The sequence below is a fragment of the Acidithiobacillus sp. IBUN Pt1247-S3 genome (assembly GCF_041146875.1).
Classification (GTDB): Bacteria; Pseudomonadota; Gammaproteobacteria; order Acidithiobacillales; family Acidithiobacillaceae; genus Igneacidithiobacillus.
The window spans coordinates 1-22,036 of record NZ_JBFRXP010000011.1 but is presented as its reverse complement, the minus strand read 5'-3'; the positions used below and the strand labels follow the sequence as shown (position 1 = coordinate 22,036).

The 22,036-nt window shown below is 57.2% G+C and carries 18 protein-coding genes; 11 read left to right on the top strand and 7 right to left on the bottom strand.

Translation table 11 applies throughout. From position 1 onward, the window contains the following. The first annotated feature begins 2 nt into the window (after positions 1-2). From topA to minE, 5 genes are read left to right on the top strand one after another with little or no spacing between them, the layout of a single operon-like run. Positions 3-2,453: a type I DNA topoisomerase gene (gene topA / locus AB4090_RS09160; RefSeq protein ID WP_369573564.1), complete on the top strand. Its 2,451-nt coding sequence runs from the start codon at positions 3-5 to the stop codon at positions 2,451-2,453. Between the two features lie 3 nt (positions 2,454-2,456). Further along, positions 2,457-2,789, top strand: coding sequence for a ferredoxin FdxA (fdxA, locus tag AB4090_RS09155; RefSeq protein ID WP_369573563.1), 333 nt, complete (start codon positions 2,457-2,459; stop codon positions 2,787-2,789). Positions 2,790-2,806: 17 nt separating this feature from the next. Then, positions 2,807-3,508 (top strand): septum site-determining protein MinC, encoded by a 702-nt coding sequence (gene minC, locus AB4090_RS09150; protein ID WP_369573562.1) that lies wholly within the window; start codon positions 2,807-2,809, stop codon positions 3,506-3,508. Positions 3,509-3,522: 14 nt separating this feature from the next. Further along, positions 3,523-4,332 carry a septum site-determining protein MinD gene (minD, locus tag AB4090_RS09145; protein WP_369573561.1) on the top strand — a complete coding sequence of 270 codons (810 nt, stop codon included), beginning with the start codon at positions 3,523-3,525 and terminating at the stop codon, positions 4,330-4,332. A 1-nt stretch (position 4,333) separates the two neighbouring features. Then, positions 4,334-4,585, top strand: coding sequence for a cell division topological specificity factor MinE (gene minE / locus AB4090_RS09140; RefSeq protein ID WP_369573560.1), 252 nt, complete (start codon positions 4,334-4,336; stop codon positions 4,583-4,585). 189 nt (positions 4,586-4,774) lie between these two features. Here the strand turns inward: minE and dhaM are convergent, their stop codons facing one another. Genes dhaM through glpD form a run of 5 tightly spaced genes read right to left on the bottom strand, consistent with a single transcriptional unit; the run spans position 4,775 to position 11,891 of the window. Next, positions 4,775-7,078, bottom strand: a complete 2,304-nt coding sequence (dhaM, locus tag AB4090_RS09135) for a dihydroxyacetone kinase phosphoryl donor subunit DhaM (protein ID WP_369573637.1) — start codon at positions 7,076-7,078, stop codon at positions 4,775-4,777. A gap of 2 nt (positions 7,079-7,080) precedes the next feature. Beyond that, complete coding sequence (gene dhaL / locus AB4090_RS09130) at positions 7,081-7,686, bottom strand: dihydroxyacetone kinase subunit DhaL (protein WP_369573559.1); 606 nt, start codon at positions 7,684-7,686, stop codon at positions 7,081-7,083. 10 nt (positions 7,687-7,696) lie between these two features. Next, complete coding sequence (gene dhaK / locus AB4090_RS09125) at positions 7,697-8,857, bottom strand: dihydroxyacetone kinase subunit DhaK (RefSeq protein ID WP_369573558.1); 1,161 nt, start codon at positions 8,855-8,857, stop codon at positions 7,697-7,699. A gap of 1 nt (position 8,858) precedes the next feature. After that, positions 8,859-10,364: a glycerol kinase GlpK gene (gene glpK / locus AB4090_RS09120; RefSeq protein ID WP_369573557.1), complete on the bottom strand. Its 1,506-nt coding sequence runs from the start codon at positions 10,362-10,364 to the stop codon at positions 8,859-8,861. Between the two features lie 24 nt (positions 10,365-10,388). Further along, positions 10,389-11,891, bottom strand: coding sequence for a glycerol-3-phosphate dehydrogenase (gene glpD, locus AB4090_RS09115; protein ID WP_369573556.1), 1,503 nt, complete (start codon positions 11,889-11,891; stop codon positions 10,389-10,391). Positions 11,892-12,172: 281 nt separating this feature from the next. Here glpD and AB4090_RS09110 point away from each other — a divergent pair, with 281 nt between their 5' ends. After that, positions 12,173-12,871: a response regulator gene (locus AB4090_RS09110; protein WP_369573555.1), complete on the top strand. Its 699-nt coding sequence runs from the start codon at positions 12,173-12,175 to the stop codon at positions 12,869-12,871. Beyond that, positions 12,868-14,481 (top strand): ATP-binding protein, encoded by a 1,614-nt coding sequence (locus tag AB4090_RS09105; RefSeq protein WP_369573554.1) that lies wholly within the window; start codon positions 12,868-12,870, stop codon positions 14,479-14,481. The genes AB4090_RS09110 and AB4090_RS09105 overlap by 4 nt, the downstream gene beginning before the upstream one ends. Here AB4090_RS09105 and AB4090_RS09100 read toward each other — a convergent pair. Together AB4090_RS09100 and AB4090_RS09095 are read right to left on the bottom strand one after the other, a co-directional pair. Further along, positions 14,456-15,547: a TQO small subunit DoxD gene (locus AB4090_RS09100; protein WP_369573553.1), complete on the bottom strand. Its 1,092-nt coding sequence runs from the start codon at positions 15,545-15,547 to the stop codon at positions 14,456-14,458. The two genes, AB4090_RS09105 and AB4090_RS09100, sit on opposite strands and share 26 nt — an antisense overlap. 29 nt (positions 15,548-15,576) lie before the next feature. Continuing rightward, on the bottom strand, positions 15,577-17,070 hold the full coding sequence (locus AB4090_RS09095) for a PQQ-binding-like beta-propeller repeat protein (RefSeq protein WP_369573552.1): 1,494 nt from the start codon (positions 17,068-17,070) through the stop codon (positions 15,577-15,579). Between the two features lie 352 nt (positions 17,071-17,422). On the opposite strand from AB4090_RS09095, the gene AB4090_RS09090 reads away from it, so the two are divergent. From AB4090_RS09090 to AB4090_RS09075, 4 genes are all read left to right on the top strand, one after another. Further along, entirely contained in the window at positions 17,423-19,042 is a 1,620-nt protein-coding gene (locus AB4090_RS09090) for a hypothetical protein (protein WP_369573551.1), read from the top strand. Continuing rightward, complete coding sequence (locus AB4090_RS09085) at positions 19,023-20,525, top strand: hypothetical protein (protein WP_369573550.1); 1,503 nt, start codon at positions 19,023-19,025, stop codon at positions 20,523-20,525. Before AB4090_RS09090 ends, AB4090_RS09085 begins: the two co-directional genes overlap by 20 nt. Before the next feature lie 190 nt (positions 20,526-20,715). Next, a complete protein-coding gene (locus tag AB4090_RS09080) occupies positions 20,716-21,642 on the top strand; it encodes a ribokinase (protein ID WP_369573636.1) in 927 nt (308 codons plus the stop codon). After that, positions 21,639-22,010: a substrate-binding domain-containing protein gene (locus AB4090_RS09075; protein ID WP_369573549.1), complete on the top strand. Its 372-nt coding sequence runs from the start codon at positions 21,639-21,641 to the stop codon at positions 22,008-22,010. The genes AB4090_RS09080 and AB4090_RS09075 overlap by 4 nt, the downstream gene beginning before the upstream one ends. Positions 22,011-22,036 lie beyond the last annotated feature (26 nt).

Below are 22,036 nucleotides of genomic sequence, written 5' to 3'. Positions count from 1 at the left end.
GCATGGCGCAACTCCTGATTGTTGAGTCGCCCGCCAAGGCGAAGACCATCCAGAAGTACCTGGGGGGAGACTTTGCCGTGCTAGCCTCCTACGGGCATGTGCGCGACCTGCTTCCGAAAGAGGGGGCGGTCGATACCGAACACGATTTTGCCATGCGCTACGCCGAGATCGCGCGCAATAGCAAACATGTCGATGCCATTGCCAGCGCTTTGCGCAAGGCGGATGGGCTCTGGCTCGCCACTGACCCGGATCGCGAGGGAGAGGCGATCTCCTGGCATCTCGTCGAGCTATTGCGGCAGAAAAAACTGCTCGAAGGAAAACCGGTACAGCGGGTAGTCTTTCACGAGATTACCCCCCGCGCTGTGAAAGATGCGGTCGCCCATCCGCGCGCCATCGCCATGGATCTGGTCAACGCGCAGCAGGCACGACGCGCCCTTGATTACCTCGTTGGCTTCAATCTTTCCCCGCTGCTTTGGCGCAAGGTGCGCCCCGGCCTCTCCGCCGGTCGCGTGCAAAGTGCAGCGCTACGCATGGTTTGCGAACGTGAGACCGAGATCCGCGCCTTCGTCGCGCGCGAATACTGGACCCTGAGTGCGCAACTGGAGCAGGAAGAGAAGCGCTTTCCGGCCCGTTTGACGCAGTGGCAAGAGAAAAAACTCGAACAGTTCGACATCGCCAATGAAGAGGCCGCAGAGGCGATCCGCAGCGAGATCCTTGCCGACCTCGCGCAGCAACCACTGCAAGTCGTCAAGGTCGAGCGTAAGCAACGGCAGCGGCAACCAGCAGCGCCCTTTACCACCTCGACCCTGCAGCAGGAGGCATCGCGCAAGCTCGGTTTCAATGCCAGTCGCACCATGCGCGTAGCGCAGCAACTGTACGAAGGGATCAGTGTTGGCAACGAGACGGTCGGCCTGATCACCTACATGCGTACCGACGCGGTGAATCTGTCGGAAGATGCGATTGCCGCGTTGCGTGACTTCGTGCAGCAACACTTTGGCGGCGAATATCTGCCCAAAGAAGCGCGTCGCTTCAAAACCAAGGCCAAGAATGCACAAGAGGCGCATGAGGCGATCCGCCCCACCGACATCCGGCACCATCCCGACAGCCTGCAGGGACGCTTGGACAAGGACCAGTGGCGCTTATATGACCTGATTTGGAAACGAGCCGTTGCCTGCCAGATGGCCGCCGCGCAACTGGACTTGGTAGCAGTGGATTTTGCGGCCGGTGGCCATTGGCAGCTACGCGCCAACGGTTCCACTGTCACCTTTCCTGGCTTTCTGGTGGTGTACCAGGAAGGCAAGGATGAGCAAGACGAAGATGACGAGCAGCGCCTGTTGCCCGCCATGCAGGTTGGTGACCGACCCATCTTCCACGGCCTCGAGGCCGAACAACACTTCACCGAGCCGCCACCTCGCTACAGCGACGCGACTCTGGTCAAAACCCTGGAAGCCCACGGCATCGGCCGGCCGTCCACCTACGCAAGCATCATTCAGACCCTACAGAATCGGGAATACGTCGCTGTCGAGCAGCGTCGCTTTCATCCCACAGACTTGGGGGAAGTGGTCAACCAATTCCTGGTGCAGCATTTTGACCAATATGTAGACTATGGCTTCACCGCCAACCTGGAAGATGAACTCGATGCCATCTCGCGTGGCGAAAAACAATGGCAGCCGGTGCTCAAGGAGTTTTGGCAACCTTTCCACCAGCGCTTGGAGGAGAAGGCCAACGTCAGTCGGTCCGAGGCAACCAGCGAGGCCATAGACGAGAATTGTCCCGAGTGTGGCAAACCTCTGCGCCTCAAGCTCGGTCGCTATGGACGCTTCATCTCCTGTAGCGGCTATCCCGACTGCAACTATGCCCGCCCCATTGATGGACCGCGCGAGGCCCCAGAGCCAGTTGGGCGCGACTGCCCGGATTGTGGCAAGGCTTTGGTGTATCGCCAGGGGCGTTATGGGCGTTTCATTTCTTGCAGCGGTTATCCCAGCTGTAAATATCTGGAGAGCCTGAACGCCGCCAAGTCCACCGGCGTTACCTGCCCAGAATGTGGCAGCGGCGAACTGGTGGAAAAGCGCAGCCGCTACGGTAAGATTTTTTATTCCTGTAATACCTATCCCAAATGCAAGTATGCGGTTTGGGGTGAGCCGGTTGCCCGCACCTGCCCACGCTGTGCGTGGCCGGTGTTATACAAAAAGAGTACCAAGCGGCGCGGCGACGAGCTGGTTTGCCCGCAGGCAGAGTGCGCCTTTCATTTTCCAGAACAGGCCGAAGCAGCGGAAATTGAGGAATTGCTGCACGAATATCAGCCTCCGGAACCCAAGGCAGCAGACGAAAAAGGCGAAAGTAGTCCCAAAAAATCCACGCGCGGCAAAAAGTCCTCCACGACCGCAAAAAAGGCGACCACTGCCAAAAAGCCCGCCGCTACCCGCAAGAAACCCAGTCCTGCCAAGGTTTGATGCATGACCTATGTCGTTACCGAAAATTGTATTGAATGCAAATACACAGACTGCGCCGAAGTCTGTCCCGTAGAATGCTTTCATGAAGGGCCGAACTTTCTCGTCATCGATCCGGTCGAGTGCATCGATTGCGCCGCTTGCATACCGGAATGCCCGGCTGACGCCATCTATGCCGAAGATGAGGTCCCAGAAGATCAGAAACACTTTACGGCCTTGAATGCCGAGCTTACCCCCCACTGGCCGGTCATTCTGCGCAAGAAAGCGGCGTTGCCCGACGCAGAGGAATACAAGGGGAAAAAAGACAAGCTGCCGCTTCTGCGGCGTGAGCAACCCTGACTGGTTTCACGTGAAACATGAGCGCTTCCAAGACGGCAAAATCCACCCTGCGCTTTAGCGGCGGGGTATTCACCCTCAGCATCTTGCACCTAACCGTTGCTACTGCCGATAGCCTGCAGCGTGAGCTCGCGGCCCAGGGCAGCGCCCTACAGCTCTTGCAGGGTGCCGCCGTGGTCCTTGATTTGGCCGAACTAGACCCCGCGCGGCCACTACCTTTCAGCGACTGGCTTCGTATTCTGCGGGACAACGGCTGCTTTCCGATTGGTGTGCGTAATGCCAGTCCTACCCAAGCCGCAGATGCCGCCGCGAATGCCTTACCGCATCTACGCGGGAATGAGGCGAAGGCAGCATCTCCTGCCCTTAGCACGCAAAGTGCCGCGTCAAGTATCAGCCTCGCGACCGTATTGACACACCCCCTGCGCTCGGGTCAACGCCAGTATGGTCGCGGCGGTGATCTGGTGTGCCTCGCTGCAGTAAACGCTGGCGCCGAAGTCCTGGCCGACGGTCATGTTCACGTCTACGGGCCACTACGCGGCCGTGCCTTGGCAGGCGTACAGGGAGAAGAAGGTGCGCGCATCTTTTGCCAGCGTCTGGAGGCAGAGCTGGTGGCAATCGCCGGGGTCTACATGACGCTCGACGCAGAACACCCACTCTGGGGCAAAGCCGCGCAGGTTTTCCTTGATGGCGAACACTTGCATATAATCGCCTTGGATAAGTAGAGGAGAGAAACATCGTGGCCCAAACCGTCGTCGTCACCTCCGGCAAAGGGGGGGTGGGCAAAACCACAACCAGTGCCGCCTTCGCCAGCGGCCTCGCCCAGCGCGGTCATCGCACCGTCGTCATCGATTTTGATGTCGGCTTACGCAATCTTGATCTGGTTATGGGTTGTGAGCGCCGCGTCGTTTATGATTTCATCAACGTCATTCACGGAGAGGCGCGCCTGCAGCAGGCGCTGATTCGCGACAAGATGCTGGAAAATCTCTACATCCTGCCCACATCACAAACCCGCGACAAAGATGCGCTGACGACAGAAGGCGTAGCGCGAGTGATGGAAGAACTGCAATCCCAATTCGACTACATCATTTGCGACTCTCCGGCGGGAATCGAAAGTGGCGCCCTGCGCGCCCTCTACCACGCCGACGCGGCCATTGTCGTCACCAACCCGGAAGTGTCCTCGGTACGCGACTCCGATCGCATCCTCGGTATCCTCGCCGCCCGCTCCAAACGCGCCGAGGAGGGCGAAGAACCCATCCGCGAGCATCTGCTACTCACGCGCTACGCACCCAAGCGGGTACAGGGCGGCGAGATGCTCTCTCTCGACGACGTCCAGGAGCTCTTGCGTATCCCCCTTCTTGGCGTGATTCCTGAGTCCGAGGTGATTCTCCAGGCGTCAAACCAGGGCATACCTGCCATCCATATGCAGGGCAGCGACGTCTCTCTCGCCTATGAAGACGTGGTCGCACGCTTTCTCGGCGAGGAGCGGCCGCTGCGTTTTGTGCAACCCGAGAAGAGCGGCTTTTTCAAGCGGCTCTTTGGAGGTTGAGATGTCCTTCCTCGACTACTTCCTGGGCTCCAAGAAAAAAACCGCCACGGTCGCCAAGGACCGTCTCAAGCTCATCCTGGCGCATGAGCGTAGCGCCGACACCCCCGATTTTCTCCCCGCCCTGCAGGCGGAGTTATTGACCGTGATCAGCAAATACATTCCGGTGGAGAAAGACCAGATCTCCGTGCATATGGAACGGCGCGGCGACTTTGAGGTTTTGGAACTGAACATCCTCTTTCCCGAACAACACTAAATCCGCTGCCGGGCGGCTTGATGCGCCATCGAACCATGGTTTCACGTGAAACCACTACATCGGGCAATTGCACCGCCAAGGTCTTCTTCCTGCAAGACTTCGCGTCCTGAACAGCGAGCGCGACGAGGGTGGAAAGTCAGCGCGGGGAAAAAGGCGCTTAGAGTGCAATCAGGAGAGAGCTTCCAGCCCTCATTCAGGTTCGTCGTTGCGCAGCTCTTGTATCACCCCAGCAAAGCTGCGCGGGCTCATGGACAAGCGCCGTATGCCTGCCGCCACCAGTGATCGCGCAAGCCGTGGATCGCCCGCAGCTTCGCCACAAACCGAAACCGGCACATCGATATCGCGCAACAATTGCTGAATCAAACTGAGTATCGCGGGATGTCCTGCACCACCGAGGTCATGCAGCCGATCATCTCCACGATCTGCCGCCAGTACATACTGGGTGAGGTCATTTGTGCCAACCGACACAAAATCCGCGACTCCGCGGAAACTTGCGCCCTCCAGCAACATGGCGGGCACCTCAGCCATAATGCCCACCGGCACTGGCCACGCATGGTCAATACCTTGCGCATACAGTGCCGTATGGACTGTCGCCAGCAGAGTGCGTAGTTCGTCAACTTCCTCGGGATTGGTAACCATGGGGAGCATTACAGCAATGTCCAGTCCATAACCCGCCCGCAAAATGGCACGCAACTGAGATTGTAAAAAATCTGGCCGCGCCAACAGGGCGCGAATGCCCCGCAAACCGAGAGCGGGGTTCGCTTCCTCGGGCAGCCTGAGAAAAGGAAGGGGCTTGTCGGCACCGGCGTCCAGAAGACGGATGATCGACCGCCGTCCGGTCAGCGGCGTTAGAATTTCTAGCAGCCGCTGAATTTGTTCTTCTTCACTGGGGACCTGCCATTGGTCAAGGTAGAGAAACTCCGTGCGCAAGAGCCCAATGCCGCAGGCGCATAGACGCTGCGCCTCTCTGGCCTCGGCCGGCGATGCCACATTTGCCCAGAGTTCCACTTGCGCACCATCAACAGTGGCGATGATTCCGGCAAAACCCGCGGGCTGCTCAAGTTGTTTCACTTCGCCATAGGGCGCGCGCATCGCCCGCAGCTGCTCCTCGCTCGGGGCAACGATGATCTCACCCGAAGCGCCATCCATCGCCACCCGCACGCCAGCCCGCAGCGCAGGGTAGTGCGCGTCGATGATGTAAGGAATACCGGCCCCGCGCAACAGGATGGCGGCATGACTATTCTTTGCACCCCTACGATCAATCACCCCCAACACCAGCGACGGATCCAGTTTGGCCGCCAGAGACGGCGATAACTCATCAACCAAGAGTATCCGGGGGCCAACTGTCTGAGCGCTTTCGTCGGTCACTCCAAGAAGTTGCTGCAATACCTGCCGGCCAAGATCACGCCAATCTGTGGCGCGGGCGCGCAAGAGCGGTTGACGCAAACGCTCGATTTCTTGCGCGAGAGCCTCAACAGCCGTTGCCCAAGCGTGCGCCGGACCTTTTCCCCGCGCCAGCTCGGCGTCGACCATCTGCAGCAAGCGCGGATCTGCGAGCAAGGCGCGCTGCGCGTCGAGAATTCCCTCCCCCTGCGCTTTTTCGCCCACTGCGGCCATGGCCAAACGAATGCGTTCTGCGGCATCAGCAACCGGCGTCTCCGTCGTTGGTAGCAAATCCAACAGGTTGCCTTGCACCTCTGTCAACAACGCAACAGCAAAACCGGGGACTATCCCGTGTGGACTTGTTTTCTGCAATTCCGCTGCCGGACTACCCAGTAGCGCATCCAGCTGCGCCACCAGCGTTGCATTGAGAGCATCCCGGCTATAAACACAGAGATCCTCTCCCTGGCGCAACTCTAGGCCAAGCAATGCGCTGAGACTTTTGGCTGGTGCTAGAAGCGCCTCAGCCCCGGAACGTCCGATCCAGACATCCTCGCTTGCCTCACCGGCAAGGCGCACCAGCTCGGCCGCTGGGCGGAGATGCAACCCAGCGGGGTCTTGCAGGCTGTAGCAGCGCTTTGCCATACGCGCATCCGCGTGCAGCTCCCGCGTCGCCTCGGGAACAGCCTCCTGATCTGAGAACTCTGCCCGCTTACCCCGCAACGCATTATTGGCCTCCTGCGCAACCTCGCTGAGGCGCGCTCCGGCCTGTGCGGCCAATGTTGCCGCCAGAGCCCCTTCCACGAAGGGTGCCGGGCAAAGTGCTACCTGAGCACGCCGTTCACTAGGCAGAAAATCCATGGCCATCTGAGCACTCAGAAGTGCACTGCCCAGATCCATGAGAATCAGCACGGGCTGCGCCGCAAGCGTCTCCAACGCCGCTACAATGCGGGTCGCATCGGTGCCGAGCTCTGCTCCTTCCTCTCCCGCACCAGCAGCAAGGGCAATCTGTACCGAGTCCCGAGTCACTTGCCGTACCAGGGTTTCTGTTGCCTCGGCCAAGGCGCGGCTGTGGGAAACGAGCAGCAGCGCGACCGATTCCGTAACGGACATAGTCAACTACCCGCCTTTGCCAAACAGGCAAAGAGCAAAGCAGTAGAAGCAGCGCCAGGGTCGGCGTGGCCGATGGAGCGCACCCCAAGATAACTAGCACGCCCCTTGCGCGCCTGCAGTGGAATGGTTGCCGCAAGGCCCTCTTCGGCCGAACGCGCGGCGTCCGTCGCACTGCCATGTGTCGCAAGTGCATCGACAGCAGGAATCAAAGCGTCGAGCATGGTCTTGTCACCAGCACTGGCCTTGCCCAGGCGCTGTATCCCCGCAATTCCGTTCTGTAAACAGCGTGCGAGCTCCTCGGGACTGAACGAAGCCGTCGTTCCCATGGCCTTCGCGGCCTCCAGGAAAAAAGTGCCATAGAGTGGCCCAGACGCACCGCCGACAGTACTGATCAAGGTCATTGCTACCTCTTTCAGCAAGACGGCGGGCGAGCCCGGACTCGCCCCCTGCAGCTTTTCCACTACCTTACTGAAGCCGCGCGATAGATTGCTGCCATGATCGCCATCACCAATCTCCGCATCCAGGCGATCAAGGTGGCCACGCTCCTCGCCCAATCGCGCCTGCACACAAAGCACCCAGGCCAGTAAAGCGTTGCTGTCATAGTTCATCAGGAGCTCCTCAGGCGCCCCAGCGCAGCGCGGCAGTACAGACGGGGGCATCCCACCATTGCCGCAAATCTGGCTCCAGACGCAAAACCGTGATCGCCACCCCGGCCATGTCGAGGCTGGTCATATATGGCCCCACCAGACGCCGCTCGACCCGTAGACCATGCTCACCCAGAACGGCTTCCGCGGCACGATAGACGATGTAGAGTTCCTGCAGCGGCGTCGCCCCCAGGCCATCGACAAAAAGTAGCACGGGATCGCCTGGATGGAACGGTAAATCACTCAAGATCGGTTCCAGCAACATCCGTGTCAGCTCGTCCGCTGTGGCCATGGAGATTCGTTCTCGTCCCGGCTCGCCGTGAATGCCAACTCCAAACTCGATTTCCTTGTCGCCGAGCTGAAAGCCGTCCTGCCCAGTACTCGGGTTATGGCAAGGCCCCAGGGCCAGACCCATGGAACGGGCTTGTGCATTTACCCGCTTGCCGAGCGCTGCCAAGTCGGCGAGTTTGAGCCCCTCCGCCGCTGCGGCGCCACAGATCTTCTCTGCCAACACCGTTGCCCCCACGCCACGCCGCCCAGCCGTGTAGAGAGAGTCCTGGACCGCAACGTCATCGTCAATCAACACCTGCTCCACCGCCACGCCCTCGGCCTGCAAGATCTCTGCCGCCATTTGAAAGTTGAGCACGTCGCCAGTGTAGTTCTTGACCAGATGCAGAACTCCCGCGCCGCCATGGGCGGCAAGGGAGGCGGCAGTGATCTGGTCCGGGGTAGGACTGGTGAATATTGCCCCGGGACAGGCGGCATCCAACATCCCCCGCCCAACAAAGCCGGCATGCATGGGCTCATGACCGGAGCCGCCGCCGGAGATGATAGCCACTTTCCCGCGTATTGGCGCGCCCTTGCGCAGAACATAACGGGGATCCTCGTGTACCTGTAATATTTCCCCATGCGCCAAGGCCATGGCCCAACCCCAAGTGATCAGGAGCCAACCGCCGGCACCTTGAAAGATCACCAAGGTACGATGCGATTCCGTCAAACCAACTACCGCCACCGCGACACAGCCAGCCCCAAAAGCCAGCAAGACAAAACAGCCAAGAAACTCGGCGATCATTTCTGCCCAAATAGAGCGCGCACGCCAACCCGTTTTTACGCCCGCAGCGATCTGTGTGCTCATCTCAGTCCCCCTCCACCCAGTCAAAAGAACGTGTTACCGCCTTCTTCCAGGAGTGATAGAGGCGTTCCCGATCGCTGGCCTCCATCTGTGGCTCCCAGACATAATCGATGCCCCAATTGGCGCGGAGATCTTCCACATTCTGCCAAAGCCCCGTAGCTAGGCCCGCCGCATAGGCAGAACCCAGGGCGGTGGTCTCGACGATGCGCGGTCGTTGCACCGGCACGGCAAGCATATCGGCCTGGAATTGCATGAGCAGATCATTGACCACCATACCCCCATCGCTGCGCAAGGCGCGCAGAGGAATGCCACTATCTACCTGCATCGCCTCGACCACGTCACGTACCTGGTAGGCCACTGACTCCAGGGCGGCGCGGGCGAGATGGGCCTTGGTGGCAAAGCGCGTAAGGCCGGCGATCACCCCCCGCGCATCCTCCCGCCAATAGGGGGCGTATAGTCCGGCGAAGGCGGGGACGATGTAGACGTCGCCATTGTCGGGTACGCTGCGTGCCAGCGACTCAATCTGGTCGGCCACATCAAAGAAGTGCAGATTGTCGCGCAACCATTGGATCAGAGCGCCGGCAATGGCGATGGAGCCCTCAAGGGCATAGTGGGTCGGCTCCTTACCAAAACGGTAGGCGACGGTACTCAACAACCCGGCCTTGGATTGGACGGCTTCGGTACCAGTGTTCATAAGCAAAAAACAACCCGTACCATAGGTGTTTTTGGCCTCGCCCGGGGCAAAGCAGGTCTGTCCGACCAAGGCGGCTTGCTGATCACCGAGCATGCCTGCCAAGGGTGTACCATGCAGGGGGGCGGTGCGGATTTCGCCATAGACTTCGCTCGAGGAGACGATCTTCGGCAAGCAGGCGGGCGGGATCTGGAACTCTTTGAGCAGATCGTCATCCCAAGCGCAGTTGCGCAAGTCCATGAGCAGGGTACGGCTGGCATTGGTGACGTCGGTGATGTGCAAGCCGCCGTCCTTGCCTCCGGTGAGGTTCCACGCCAACCAGGTATTGATGTTGCCGAACAAGGCGTCACCCTGTTCGGCCTTGCGCCGCGCCCCCGGAACATTCTCCAGAAGCCAAAGTAGCTTGAGTACGGAAAAATAAGTCGTCAGCGGCAGACCGCTCTTCTCCCGATACCAAGCCTGCTCGCGTTTTTGCAGAAAGCGGCGCATCAATTGATCGGTGCGCGTATCCATCCAGACAATGGCGGGCGCCAGCGGTTCGCCACTGTGCCGATCCCATAGCACGGTGGTCTCGCGCTGGTTGGTGATACCTACGGCGCACAGGTCTTTGCCGCTGAGATTGGCGCGCGCCAGAGCGGCGCCGACCATCTCGTTGCTGTTGTTGAGGATCTCCATGGGATCATGCTCGACCCAACCCGGTTGCGGATAAATCTGCCGGTGTTCTTTTTGCGCCTGGGAAATAATCTTGCCTGCGTGATCAAAAATAATGAATCGAGTACTGGTGGTTCCCTGATCGATAGCTCCGACGTAGTTGGACATAATGTATTCTCCTACTCTCGTTTGTCAGTTTTTACTGACAGTCTTCTCCAGATAATGGCGCAACCGTTGCTCGGTCCCCGTCGGTACATGCAGGGAAAGCTTGGAGCGTCGCCAAAGGATGTCCTCGGGCGCGTGCGCCCACTCGTGCTGGACGAGATACTGCACCTCTGCCTCATACAGCCCACCGCCCAGATCTTCGCCTAGCTCTTCCGGGCGCTGTGCGCCTGCCAGAATCCGCTCCGTGCGGGTACCGTAGGCACGGGCATAGCGATGCAAAAGCGCCGCCGGAAAACCCGCATGCTGGGCGAGCAACTGGTGGAAAAACGTGCCGAAGTCAGCACTCGGTAGATCCCCCCCAGGAAGAGGTGCCGTCGCCGTCCACGACTGCCCAGCGGTCTTGCCTAGCTCTGGCTCCAGGAGTTGCAGGGCATGTTCGGCCAAGCGCCGAAAGGTGGTGATCTTGCCGCCAAAGACCGAGAGCACTGGTGCGCCCAGGCCTTTTTCGAGGTCGAGGACATAGTCTCGGGTCACCGCCGAGGCATTGGCGGCGTGATCGTCATATAAGGGACGGACACCAGAATAGCTGCGTACTACATCTGCCGGTACAACGGGTTTGCGCAGGTAATGAGAAGCGCTGGTACAGAGGTAGGCGGTCTCCTCAGGACTGATCTGCACCTGGCCTGGATCTCCGTCGTAGGGGATATCAGTCGTACCGATCAGGCTGAATTCGTGCTCGTAGGGAATCACAAAGACGATCCGCCCGTCCGGGTTTTGCAAGATAAAGGCGAAGTCCTCTGCGTAGAGGCGCGGTACGATGATGTGACTGCCCTTTACCTTGCGCACGCTCTTGTGGGTATGCAGATCGAGCGCAGTGCCCAGTACTTCCCCCACCCATGGCCCAGCGGCGTTGACAAGACAACGCGCGCGCAGGGTTTCCGGTTTGCCAGCGGCAGTCTCGATTTCTGCATGCCACAGGCCATCGACCACTGTCGCCTTCGCCAGCGAGGTATGCGGGCGAATCTCCGCACCGCGTTCTTGCGCATCCATAGCGTTGAGCACCACCAAGCGACTGTCCTCCACCCAACAATCGGAGTAGCTGAAACCGCGCCGGCTGCTTTCTTGTAAGATTTTGCCGGCCGGATGTCGGTCAAAGCGCAAAGCACGCGATGCCGGCAGACTCTGGCGCGGCGCGAGATGGTCGTAAAGCCAAAGGCCGGCGCGAAGCTTCCACGCCGCGCGGCTCTGCGGCCCCTCGGGCAAAACGAAGGTCAACGGCCAGATGATATGCGGCGCGATATGCAGCAGCCGTTCGCGTTCCATGAGCGCCTCGCGTACAAGATGAAACTCGTAATACTCGAGATAGCGCAAACCGCCATGAATCAGCTTGGTGCTCGCCGAGGAGGTGTGTGACGCTAGATCATCCCGCTCGATCAAAGTAACGGAGAGACCTCGTCCGGCCGCATCGCGGGCTATGCCCACCCCGTTAATACCACCACCGACGACAAGAACATCTTTTATATTATCCATTGAAATCCCCGATGTTTTTATAATTTGCGTTATCGCGTTACAACATCATTATGAATGCAGTATAGCAAAGGATTTTTCTCGGCACGGAACAAACTATTTATATATTCTGAAAATCTAACATGACACACGTAACCATATTTACAGATATTTTTATTTTATCTGGCATCAGCATCATTAAAATCACTCACAACGAATTTTTCTACGGACGGGCACATTTTACAGAAGATGCCACACCACAGAATTTGTTCAGGCTTCCCCGGAAGGTTTACAATACAAGCCTAATGGACGGGCATGACATATTGTTAGTGGACGATGACGCGCGCCTGCGCAGCTTGGTAGAGGCGCATTTAGTAGAATACGGCTTTATCGTGCAGAGCCTACCGGATAGTGAAAGAATTGAAGAGGTCTTACAGCTGCGGCCAATCGATCTCGTCATTCTTGACATCGGTCTGCCGCACGAGGATGGCCTGTCTATTTGTCGTCGCCTGCGGGGGGTTTGGGATCTCCCCATCCTTATGTTGACTGCACGCGGTGATGAATTGGACCGTATCATCGGTTTAGAGATGGGCGCCGACGATTACCTTGCCAAGCCTTTTCATCCGCGCGAACTGGTCGCCCGGGTTCGGGCCATTTTGCGACGCAGCAAAAACGTCAATGGTTCTCTCAGTGCTTTGGACAGCGAACTCTGCATTGGCCCGTTTCGCTCGCGAACAGATCAGCAAGAAATAAGTTTTCGGGGCAAGCGTCTCCCTCTCTCCCGCGCCGACTTTCTGTTATTGCACACACTCATGGAGCGTGCTGGCGGCCCGGTTAGCCGCGAACAACTGCTGTGGATCTCTCGTGGGCGCCGCCTGGATGCAGAGGATCGCAGTATAGACATGCATATTTCCCGCCTGCGTCGCATCCTCGGGGCGGAGGGTAATGAAATTATTCGCACCGTACGTAATTACGGATATCAGTTTTTCGCCCCCGACCAATGATATCGCGTTATTTTCCTCGTCGTACCCTGACTCGTACCATGTTGCTGCTCGCCGCCGTATTTCTCCTAGGACAGGCAGGTGTATATCTTCTTTTTCACAACTACGTGCTGTTGCCTGCTGCCCAGCGTTTCGGCGAACTGCTCTGGCAAACGGATATGGGCCTGCGTCACGCCGAGGCATGGAAAAGTTCCGACAATCATCTGCTGTGGCGATCTGGTAACGACGCGCCTGGGCATCCGGCGACGGGCTTTTTCCTCCGCGAGACCGCCAACGCGTTCGCCAAGCAAGCGCCGGGTGCTGACCTTCGGGTAGGCGCCAATGGTTCTGGGCAAACAATATTGTGGATTCGTTCTGGGCAAAATGCGCGTTGGCTTGGCATCGAATCACCGCTGATGAGCTTTGGCAATGATGAGTTCATGCTCATGCGCCTGGGCGTAATCGCAATCGTGACACTGCTGGGCGCCCTACTCGCAGTGCGACACATCAACCGCCCCTTAGCACAATTGGCCAAACAAGTGGGGCGCATCGGCGGCATACTCGAGCATAAAGAGACTTGGCCCAGCGTTGGTGGACCCCTGGAGGTAGCCCATTTAGAGCAAGCCATTTTAGCCATGCGTAAGGACCTTCGACGCCTACACGAAGAACAAACGCTGCTGCTCACCGGGATTTCGCACGAGCTCCGCACGCCGTTGTCTCGTTTATTGCTGAGTATCCATCTTCCAGAGTCGAAGTGGCCCGATGAGAACAGGAGAGTCGGCGTGCTCAGCAAGCCTTTTCGCGCGTCGTTGCGCGATCGGCCTTGCGCTGCCGACCAGATAATAGACCCCAGCCGCCCTGGTCATCGGCGCACCGTCACGCCCTCGTTGGGGCGCCGTCGGTGCACTCGTCTCCCAAATGGCTCGACGCCAACCATGCGGCACAGCACGCGCCTGCACTCCCAGCTTACGCGGTCGCTTCGGCGGATGCAGTACACCGCGTTGGCTTCTGGGGACTACTCGCCCCCGCTTCGCTCTCCTGGCTCGCAGCGAGAGGCCATGCTGGCAGATATTGAAGAAATGAATAGCACCATCGGTAAATTTCTCGCTTTGGTGCGCAGCGAGGACGGGGAACACTTTCAATCTTTGCGATTTTTTCCCTGGTTCACGGAGATGTTGAGCATTGCCGAAGAACGCTACGGCCTGGAAATACTGTGCTCTACAGCGATATGCCGTAAAAATCATTTATTTTTCAGTGCTCGCCCCATGGCTCTGGAGCGCGTAATGCGCATTCTGTTTGATAATGTTCAGCGGTACGCCGGGCGACGCATGCAGTTGCATGGAGTATGCCATGCGGAGGGCCTGACTCTGCGCCTCTGGGACTACGGCGTTCCGGTACCGGCACAGACGCTCGCAAGTCTAAATAGCGGAGAAATGACTGCAAGCTCCAGCCATGGCTGTGGCTTGGGGGTTCGGATTTGCCATCGTGTCCTGGCTGAACACGGGGGGGGTGTGCAGTTTTCGCAAATTCCCGGAGGGGGGTTATGCGTTACCCTGATTCTGCCAAACGGCGCTCTCACCGAGAACGCCGTAAGCAGAAGAGCTGTTGTTACCCTTCCATCTGCGCGGAAATAGACATTCTTTTTCCGTTTATCCCCAAGATCTGTAGCTGATAGGGGCCGGTACCCTTACCGATAAATCCGGAAGAATCACTTACCGGCAGATGTACGGTAGCAGCGGCGCCTAATCCCGCCTGCAATCCTAGAACCTTATCCGGGTCGATTTTCTGGTAGGCGTAATCGTTATGAATGTTGTCTGCTCCTAGATGGGAAAGTTGTTTGCCATCCCAGACCTCAACGACTTTTCCGGAGTAGTTCAACAAGCGCGCTGAAATGATGTGCGCAGGTACGGAAGCGGTACCAGCATTCACATACATATGTACCGTAACACTTCCGTCCGGTGCAATTTTCAGATCACGCATCTGCACATGATGTACTTTGACACCAGTGGGATCACCATGGAAGGGAGTAATCACTGAGCCGCGATAATAAGAGTAGGTGGCGACAATGAAGATCACAGCAATCCAAAATAGAGACAGGGCAAGTTTTTTGAAGGCCGCATCTGACAATGGAAGAGGGTCACTCCCGCCAAGCCAGCGAAACCAGCCTCGCTGTACCAGCGCGGGATTCCGCTTGCGCAGCCAATTGTCGACGGAATACGCGCCCCCACCGAGAAGGAAGAGACTGATACCCATACCAAAATTGGAAGCGGCCATCGTCCATTCATCGATGCAGGTTGCTCCCTGCCACCCAAAAAGCAGCATCAAAGTGAATGACAGGCCAAGTGTCAGCAAAGCTGCAAGGCGAGTCATGAATCCCGAAATCAACATGAGGCCAGAGATCAGCTCGACCGCGCTGAAAATGATCACTCCAGCATATAACAACACAAAATGATGCAGGAGAAAGGAAACCAGATGGCTCGTGCCAAGAATGGCACCAGGCATGGCCGTTTGAAATTTGTACGCCATCCAGTGACCGGCAGGATTGATCTTTTGTGGTCCGTAAATAAATCGGCGAGACCCCCCCCCCCAATAGATCCAGCCCTGCACAAAACGGACCGCGAGCATGCCAATTGCCAATACCCTCCACAAGTGTTTGCTCTCGGCAGTCATACCGCCTAGTCGTTCGCTAGTCGTCGACATAACACCTCCAATATAATTCATAAATACGTTTAGTTAAACTGAGGATTGACGTCTTTCACCGGTACCGCGTTCACCCAATCCCACGAATTTCCAAGATACATGGTGCCACCAACAATCGTCGGGTTAACAATCCCAAAACGTCCCCCGACATGATAGCTATGGATAAGCTGGCCATCGTCGGCTTGCACCGCATAAATATCAGGACCAGTAGAAATATAGAGGATTCCTTGATAGAACGTCGGCGCCCCTCTGCCGGCACCTGCGGGCCCTGGATTGGGAACCTTCCAGCTCCACTGCACTTTACCGGTGTGCAGGTTCATCGCAGTGTAATCTGACGTTACCGGGGTCCCCACGTACACGGTATCGCCGTGGATCATCGGTACACCACCCTTAAATGCGGGGATTTTTGGACCACGCCCTAAATTTACTGTCCATAACACCTGCCCGGTTTTTCCGTTAAAGGCGCGCACGATGGTTTCCATTGTGGGCTTACCATCAACGACCTTGGGATCGGCAACGGTATCCATGACGACAATGCCCTTCGCAGCGGCCGGCGACACGTCTCCCATGCCGGTATTTACCGCGCCGGGAATTTCGCCTTTCCAATCCACCTTGCCGGTGTGGATATTCAATGCATACAAGCCAGGAATGACCGACATAGACACGTATACGCGACCATCCATCACCACCGGGCTAGACATGTTCGCAATACCACCCACATGGGTTTTCCACTCCTGCTTTCCGTCTGCCGCTGAAATTCGGTAAATATTCCCGTCGCCGGTACTGATGAACAAGGAATGCTCTGCATATGCCGGGGTGGGCATCGCGTCACCGGCGGTCTTGAAACTCCATACCAATTTACCTGTATTGCGGTTCAGACAGAACACACCATTATAGCTGATGTCTTTTCCTCTCCCCGCTTTTTGAGGGTCTTTGGCATACGTCATTACGTTTTCAAAATTGAAAGACACGCTTCCGGCAGACAAATAGACGTGATTACCAACCACAAGGGGATTTCCCATCAGATTATTGGCTACTGGGCTTGCACGCCAGATCAATTTACCGGTTTGCGCGTTGATCGCATAGGCAAACATGTCGTCACTTTCTGCATAAACCACACCACGGACCACAGAAACACCCAGAGCGTTGCCATAAAATTGCGTCTGAACAGGCAGCGCCTCTTTCAAACCATCGACTTTCTCGCCGTAGGGATGGTTATCGTTGAGCGGCCATGCCCGCGCCTCGGGAAAATTCCATCGCACACCCTGGCGCACCCAGGCCGGAGCATTTTTTGCCACGGGGAATGCCGCATTGTGCTGCGGATTTCCATAAGCATGCGTCCAGGAATCTGGTCCTACCTGATTCTCAGCACTTGGCGTATTTTGCGACAAATAGAGTGTTGCATAAGGGCTTTGCGGATCCAACGTATTATTTTGTGGATCCATCGGTATAGTCACGGCAAAAGCCGTGGCCGGCATGAGGCTTGCTGTTGCTACGGCTAAAGTTACTTTTTTCCAATTCATGATCAACTCCTCATTTATCGAGTTTTTCAAATCCGCGCTCGCAAAGTGAATTAGAATATGATAATATATCTATCATATTATTCATCTTATGAGCAAAAATAATAATAGTTTTTTCGGTAAAATTGGGCAAATATTTTTTTGTAACGTAGCGTAACAAAATTACATTCAGTTACAAATAACGAGAGAATATTATTTAAAATACTCTCTGGTAAATAATACATGAATAAAACTTGTCTAGCCTCGCGGGAAACAACGGGAGGCATCCCGACCGCTGTCGATTTCCTCTGACCTGGTAACCGCGAACCTTGTCCTATACTGAAAGGCGATGGCTTTGGCGCAAAGTGGAACACTGATGGCAGACACAAGAACAAACCTGCTCTGGCCCGAAGGAGAGGCAAAACAGATCCCCAAGCCTGCCAGGGCGATTTTTACCGATCTCCACATACAAGAGATCATCGATGCCGTTTGCGCAGCGGTAACCGACTATGCGCTCGCCGACTGGTATCAAGCGTTTCCCGGTAATGCGGCGGTCATTCGCCATCGTCACGCCGTACTGCGCGATCTTCTCGATCCGATGCAACACGAAGCTTGGAGCAGTTTTGCCCAGGACATGCGAGGCTTACGCCGCCAAGTAGACCTTGCGCGACAGTTGTATCACCAACGACAACGGCAGCGCGTTTTCCTCGGCATTATTTGTACCTATCACCAAGCCCTCTGCAGCCTGACCAATTCTTTCGCGCTAAGCAGCCCACAGTCTCCGGCGCTGCGCGCCGTATGCGAGGCGGTACGCAGCGAGTGGAAAGCGCCGCAAAGGCAGGAGTTGCATGCTACGGCAGCAACATTGCGCGACGAACTGGATACCCTGGGCTATGATCTGCAAATTTCCGGCAGCCACCTGAGTCTTTGGCGACAGCGGCAGGAACGCAATGTAGACGCGGAAATTGCCAACTGTTTTTCTCGTTTTCTGGCTGCGGAGCCAAGCGCAGAGCAAGCGCGAGACGAGGAAGTAAGTGGCCAAATGGACCTCGATCCGGTGGAGGCGCGGGTGCTCGATGCCGTTGCCGAACTCTACCCCGAAACTTTCGCGCGCCTGGCGAGCTTTACCGAGCGCTGGGTGCAGCCGGGCGAGAAGACCGCGCAGGCCACTGTCCCCGCGCTGGATATTGGCCGCTATCCCTTTGTCTTCGCGCCGCTTTTGCACTGGGAACGCGAGATCCACTTTTACCTTGCTTATCTGGATTATCTCGCGCCCTTGCAGGCAAACGGCCTGCCAAACTGCATCCCGGAGCTGTGCGATGCGGAAAAGCGTACCCTCGCCGCAGACGCCTACGACCTGGCACTGGCGCAGAGCTTGCGCCAGGAGCAAGGGCAAGCCCTGGTACTGAATGACATCGAATTGCGCGGAAACGAACGCATCCTGCTCGTTAGCGGACCCAATCAGGGGGGTAAAACCACCTATGCCCGCTGCTTTGGTCAATTACATTATCTTGCCGGAATCGGTCTGCCGGTGCCGGCACGCCATGCAGAGATCTTCGTTTGTGATGCCATTTATACCCAGTTCGAACGCCACGAGGACGCCAACACCGGGCGTAGCAAGCTCGAGGCCGATTTACGCCGACTACACAAAAACCTGCAACACGCGACTCCACGCAGTATCTTTATTCTCAACGAGCTTTTTCACTCCACCACCCTGGCGGACGCGCGTTTCCTCAGCCAGGAGTTGCTAGAGCGTCTGCGGCATTTGGACGTGTTGGTACTCTGGGTCAGTTTTCTCGAGGAACTCAGTCGCGCCGGCGCAGACATCATCAGCATTCTGAGTACCGTAGCGAAAGAAGATCAGGAAAGGCGCAGCTTCCGACTGCTGCGCGAACCAGCCGATGGTCTGGCGCACGCCCTGTCTCTGGCCAAAAAATACGGCCTCGACTACCAGAAGCTCGTGGAAAGGATACGCCATGCTTCCCCATCTTCTTGATCCGAAACAAAGTCTTCCTGCGCTAGCGGCAGCGGCGCAGGAGAAAAACTTGATCGAAGATCTCGGACTCGCTCCACTCTTCGACGCCATGGCCGAGGGTGACGAGGGCCGTCGCGAGATTGTGCAGCGGGTGGTCCTGCGCTGGCCTTGTCGCGACAACGCGACAGTACGCTATCGGCAGGCGGTATTTGCCGACCTGTGCGCCCAGCCCACGCGTGCGCAGGCGATCTTTACTCTTGCCGAGACCAGTCTTGCCTTGCCCGGACAAAGTCATCAGTTTTGGCTGTTCAGTAAGTCCCCCAGCCGACGCCTACGCGCCAACACCGCACTCATGCGGGAGCTAATCAAGCAATTGCAAGCTCTGCGCGATTTGGGTAGTAGCGGCAGCGATAGCTTCCACTCAGAGGCCCTGCGAAAGTTATTTTCCAATTTGCAAAAAGAGATTGATGCGGAATTTCTCCGTGCGGCACACGAGGCTCTAGCCGCCTTGCAGTTGGATGCGGGGCTGCGCAGTGCAGCGACCGTGGATGCCCTGGGTCGCTGTACTGCGTCAGTGCTGCATGGCGGCGTTGCCAACGGGAGCTGGCTGGGAAGGGTCTGGCATGCCACTGGCGAAGATGCCGGCTTTAGCATTGCCGACCGTGATGAGGCGGGACAAACTGCGCTCGGCAAACTACGTGAGCGTCTCCTGACCCAGACGGCGCGGGTTCTGGATGATGCCGTCGCACGCGTTCTCCAGTTTTTTCGCCTATTGCGTGATGAGCTGCATTTTTATCTCGCAGCGCATACCCTCTACCAAAAATTACAACGGCAGGGCATGCCCTGTAGCCTGCCGGAACTGCAGGAAGAAGGCGGCCTACTAGACGCGAGCGGTCTCTACTCGCCGCTCTTACCCCTGCGCGGGGAAGCGACCGTGGGCAACGACATCCATGCCCTGGATAAGAAATTGGTACTCATCACCGGCGCAAATCGCGGCGGCAAATCGACACTGCTGCGCGCCATCGGCATCGCGCAGCTCTGGGCGGAAAGTGGTCTCTATGGTTTTGCAGTAGAAATGCGTACTGCCCTCTGTGGGGCGGTGTTCAGCCATTTTCAGCAAGAAGAGGATGCCAGCCTACGACGGGGAAAATTTGCCGAAGAGCTACAACGCATGCACAACATGGTTCCGCAACTGCGGCCGGGGGTGATGATGCTGTTCAATGAATCCTTTGCGGCGACGAATGAGCAGGAAGGCTCGGAAGTTGCGCGGCAAATAACCTTGGCGCTGCGCGACGCCGGGATTCGGGTGGTTTTTGTCACCCATCTATACAGCTTTGCCAAGGAATTATTTGATAAAGAACATGAGAATATTCTATTTTTACGAGCCTCTGGAGAACAAGGAAACGCGCCCTTTCAATTGCTTCCTGGTGCGCCGGAGGCCAGCAGCTTCGCGCAGGAGATCTACCAAAAGGTTTTTTCTGAATCGCTCCAAACACAAAAATAATCTATCATCTTCTTCGAATATTTTTATAAAAAAGAAAATCCTCATTAAATTTTTCTAAGAAAAACTTCCTTGCGCAGCGCTTTTCCGTGACCTATACCTAAACAGTTATTAAAACATTAGACAATAATGACGGAGAAACCAGAATGCTGGGGATTCATCAGGGTAACGTCTTTGTGCCCACTTTTCGGCGCTGCGCAAAATATTAGTCGTTATTGGTAGTTGCAATATTGACCTGCTGTTCCAACTGGACCAAGTTCCCGGGCCAGGAGAGACACGAATTGCGCGCAGCTTCAGTCTGCATCATGGTGGCAAGGGTGCGAATCAGGCCGTGGCGGCGCGGCGCGCGGGCGCAGAGGTCCGGCTCATTGCTCAGCTCGGGCAAGACGAGCAGGGGGACCGCCTCTATCGGGCACTGGCAGCAGAAGGAATCGACCTGGGCGGTGTCCTGCGTAGCCTATTACCAACGGGTTCCGCCTGTATTCTGCTGGAAGACTCCGGCGAAAACCGGATCACCATCTACCCTGGCGCCAACCGCGATCACTTCGATCATGATCTCCCGTGGCAGCTGCGGGATGCGAGCTATGTGTTGGCACAACTCGAAGTAGACCCACAACTGGTCCTGGCTGCCGCGCAAATTTGCCGAGCGAAAAGGATCCCTTTTGTGCTCAATGCCTCACCGGTGCAGGGCCTTTCTGCGGAGCTTCTTGCTCTTAGCGATATTCTCCTCATCAACGCCCAAGAGGCAGCGCAGATTCTTGGCCAAGAAGTACGCCCAGACACGGCATTACCCGCGGCCAAAGAACTGGCGCGCACGCGCATGGGCGCGGTGATTACCCTAGGGGAGCATGGACTGGTTTGGGCCAGCGGCGCAGAGAGTGCGCAACTGCCCGCCTACTCGGTAACGGTCACCGACAGCACTGGTTGCGGCGATGCCTTTGCCGGGGTCTTCGTCGCGAGCCTGGCAGCCAAGGCATCGCTATCCGCCGCCGCCCGTCGTGCCAACGCCGCCGCGGCCCTCACCGCAACCGTAGTGGGAGCCCAAGACGCTCTCCCTTATCAACCAGACATCGAGCAATTTCTTACTTCCCACACCCCGCACACGGAGGACCCGTCATGAAAGCCAAAAAACCCGCTGCCCTAATCCTTGCCGCCCTCAGCAGTCTCAGCCTGCTCGGCACAGCCGCTGCCGCACCACAGTACACCTTCGGCCTGCTGCTCTCGGCCATGACCCCGTATTTTGCCAGCATAAAAGGTGGTGCTGAAGCCGAGGCAAAAAAACTGGGGGTGCAACTTCTCGTTGAAAATGGCAACAATAATTCAGCCACGCAATCCAATCAGGTCGATACCCTCATCGCCCGTAAGGTCAACGCGTTGTTGATCAATCCCACGGACGCCAAGGCCCTAGTTCCCCCCAATTTCCGCGATTACCTTTGCGTTGCGGCGCATTGTGGGCACGGGCAGGGCGATTCTGGCTGCATAGCGTGACTGCCGGAAGGTTCCCACGGCGATCA

Coding starts and splice junctions, on each gene's coding strand:
- topA (WP_369573564.1), top strand. CDS start 3: ATGGCGCAACTCCTGATTGTTGAGTCGCCCGCCAAGGCGAAGACCATC.
- fdxA (WP_369573563.1), top strand. CDS start 2,457: ATGACCTATGTCGTTACCGAAAATTGTATTGAATGCAAATACACAGAC.
- minC (WP_369573562.1), top strand. CDS start 2,807: ATGAGCGCTTCCAAGACGGCAAAATCCACCCTGCGCTTTAGCGGCGGG.
- minE (WP_369573560.1), top strand. CDS start 4,334: ATGTCCTTCCTCGACTACTTCCTGGGCTCCAAGAAAAAAACCGCCACG.
- dhaM (WP_369573637.1), bottom strand. CDS start 7,078: ATGTCCGTTACGGAATCGGTCGCGCTGCTGCTCGTTTCCCACAGCCGC.
- dhaL (WP_369573559.1), bottom strand. CDS start 7,686: ATGAACTATGACAGCAACGCTTTACTGGCCTGGGTGCTTTGTGTGCAG.
- dhaK (WP_369573558.1), bottom strand. CDS start 8,857: ATGAGCACACAGATCGCTGCGGGCGTAAAAACGGGTTGGCGTGCGCGC.
- glpK (WP_369573557.1), bottom strand. CDS start 10,364: ATGTCCAACTACGTCGGAGCTATCGATCAGGGAACCACCAGTACTCGA.
- glpD (WP_369573556.1), bottom strand. CDS start 11,891: ATGGATAATATAAAAGATGTTCTTGTCGTCGGTGGTGGTATTAACGGG.
- AB4090_RS09110 (WP_369573555.1), top strand. CDS start 12,173: ATGGACGGGCATGACATATTGTTAGTGGACGATGACGCGCGCCTGCGC.
- AB4090_RS09105 (WP_369573554.1), top strand. CDS start 12,868: ATGATATCGCGTTATTTTCCTCGTCGTACCCTGACTCGTACCATGTTG.
- AB4090_RS09100 (WP_369573553.1), bottom strand. CDS start 15,547: ATGTCGACGACTAGCGAACGACTAGGCGGTATGACTGCCGAGAGCAAA.
- AB4090_RS09095 (WP_369573552.1), bottom strand. CDS start 17,070: ATGAATTGGAAAAAAGTAACTTTAGCCGTAGCAACAGCAAGCCTCATG.
- AB4090_RS09090 (WP_369573551.1), top strand. CDS start 17,423: ATGGCAGACACAAGAACAAACCTGCTCTGGCCCGAAGGAGAGGCAAAA.
- AB4090_RS09085 (WP_369573550.1), top strand. CDS start 19,023: ATGCTTCCCCATCTTCTTGATCCGAAACAAAGTCTTCCTGCGCTAGCG.
- AB4090_RS09075 (WP_369573549.1), top strand. CDS start 21,639: ATGAAAGCCAAAAAACCCGCTGCCCTAATCCTTGCCGCCCTCAGCAGT.